The 1,807-nt window shown below is 50.0% G+C and carries 1 protein-coding gene; it reads left to right on the top strand.

Annotated elements, in window-relative coordinates:
• The first annotated feature begins 291 nt into the window (after positions 1-291).
• Positions 292-1,557, top strand: coding sequence for a sodium:proton antiporter NhaD (gene nhaD / locus KDK14_RS13395; protein WP_257265661.1), 1,266 nt, complete (start codon positions 292-294; stop codon positions 1,555-1,557).
• The last annotated feature ends 250 nt before the right edge of the window (positions 1,558-1,807 follow it).

Consider the following 1,807-nt stretch of genomic DNA (forward strand, 5'->3'; position numbering starts at 1 on the left):
GACTGAAAAAGTTAAAGAACTCCACCTTGCCTGCCTCTGCGGCCATTTCATGATGGCTGCTTTCACTTTCTGCTGTTTTGCACTCTGCCCTCGGCATAGGTATCCTTCGGCAATTTAAATTTATCCATTCATCACTGGCTTCAGATGGAGCCTGTGGGGCTGAAGCATGATGGCAATAATGAAAAGGCTCCCGTTGGGAGTATTAACCAGCCTGCCAGCAGCGGCACTGGCTGGAGATAATATACTGGCGGTAACATCCAGCCCGCTAGCCTGGGCCTGCATTGCCTTTTTGTGATTGCCTACTGCATGGTCATGGCTGAAGAGCAGCTGCATCTGCGCAAGTCTAAACCGGTGATGATGGCTGCCGGAGTCATCTGGGCAGTGATTGCTTTCATTGCTATACAAAAAGGAGTTCCTCAGGAAGAACTAAAACGAGCGGTCATGCATGATCTTGAAGAGTATGCGGCGATGTTCCTCTTTCTGCTGGTCGCCATGACTTACATTAATGCCATGGAAGACCGACAGGTGTTTGCTACGTTACGCAGCTGGCTGATCAGCAAGGGTTTTGATTACCGGGGACTCTTCTGGATAACCGGCGCTATGGCCTTTCTTATCTCTCCGGTGGCCGACAATCTTACCACGGCGCTGTTAATGGGCGCGGTGATCATGGCGGTAGGTGCCGGTCATCCGGAGTTTATTACCCTGTCGATGATCAATGTGGTCGTTGCTGCCAATGCCGGTGGTGCTTTCAGCCCCTTTGGTGATATCACCACTTTGATGGTGTGGCAGGCAGGCAAGGTGGAGTTCTTTAACTTTTTCAGTCTCTTTGTACCGTCGGTGGTCAATTGGCTGGTACCGGCCATCATCATGAGCTTTTTCATTGAGAAAGGGCATCCGCCCGGTGTGCAAGTGGATAGTACCATTCTTCGGGGTGGTATTATCATCTGCTGTCTTTTCCTGGTGACCATTTTTCTGGCTGTCAGTTTTGAAAAAGGTTTAGGTTTGCCACCATTTATGGGGATGATGACCGGTTTTGCCCTGTTGATGTTTTATACCTATCTCATGGGTATCCGGGGGCTGACCAGTAACCGCCGGTTGACTGCACGTCCTCGACCAAAAGGGGAGGAAATCGATATATTCCAGGAAGTGGCCCATGCCGAATGGGACACTCTGCTGTTCTTCTTTGGTGTCATTTTCTCGGTGGGTGGCCTGCGCTATCTCGGTTACCTCGACCTTGCCTCGGAAACCATGTATGCCGACCTTGGGGCAACGTGGACCAATATCATCGCCGGTTTGGTCTCGGCCATTGTCGACAACATTCCGGTCATGTTTGCCGTTATCGGAATGGATCCGGAAATGAATGCCTTTCAGTGGTTATTGATAACGCTGACGGCGGGTGTGGGCGGCAGCCTGTTATCCATAGGCTCCGCAGCGGGCGTTGCCTTGATGGGGACATCAAAAGGTAGCTACACATTTATGACCCATATCCGCTGGAGTTGGGCGATTGCCCTTGGGTTTGTTGGCAGTATCTGGGTTCACTTTCTGGTGAATGGCTGATTGACTTGCAAGAAGGTGAAATAAACTGCTCACAGGAGGCTATTTTCGGATAGCCTGCTAATTCAAGCAAACCATTCGCAGAATCCACCTGGACATATACCTCAGGCACCACGTAGCAGAGGAAGTGCAGAATTCACATGGGCGAATATTGACTGTTATTATTTTAAAGGCTCTTCCCCCTTTCCTGGCTCACGAAATCAGGATCAAGAGTATATAGGAGCTGTCCTGAAATAACTTCGACATTTCTAAA

Origin of the sequence: Endozoicomonas sp. ONNA2, assembly GCF_024606365.1 — a bacterium.
Lineage (GTDB): Bacteria > Pseudomonadota > Gammaproteobacteria > Pseudomonadales > Endozoicomonadaceae > Endozoicomonas.